Origin of the sequence: Rothia sp. HMSC064D08 (assembly GCF_001809525.1) — a bacterium.
GTDB lineage: Bacteria > Actinomycetota > Actinomycetes > Actinomycetales > Micrococcaceae > Rothia > Rothia dentocariosa.
This window is the reverse complement of the sequence record NZ_KV797897.1, coordinates 1-298: the sequence shown is the minus strand read 5'-3', so window position 1 is coordinate 298 and position 298 is coordinate 1. Positions and strand designations below refer to the sequence as shown.

1 rRNA gene is annotated in these 298 nt (G+C 48.3%); it reads left to right on the top strand.

Annotated features, from left to right (window positions below):
• Positions 1–80: 80 nt before the first annotated feature.
• A 5S ribosomal RNA gene (gene rrf / locus HMPREF2625_RS05435) occupies positions 81–199 on the top strand.
• Positions 200–298 lie beyond the last annotated feature (99 nt).

Here is a 298-nt window from a genome sequence, read left to right as displayed (position 1 = left end):
TTTGCGTTCGCTGTATAGTTTTGAAACAACAAGCTGGGCCCCTTTTCGTTTTTGTGGGGTGGGTTGTTGTTTGGTGGTTTTGCGGTGGTGATAGCTTGGGGGAAACGCCCAGTATCCTTTTCGAACCTGGTGAGCTAAGCCCTGTGGTGTTGATGGTACTGCATCTTGGTGGGTGTGGGAGAGTAGATGGCTGCCGCAATAAATATTTTGTTTAGAGGTAAGTATGGGTGGGGGTTTCCTGTGGGGAGCTTTCGCCCATGCTTTTTTGTGTTTAACGGTGGTTTTTACCAAACAACCC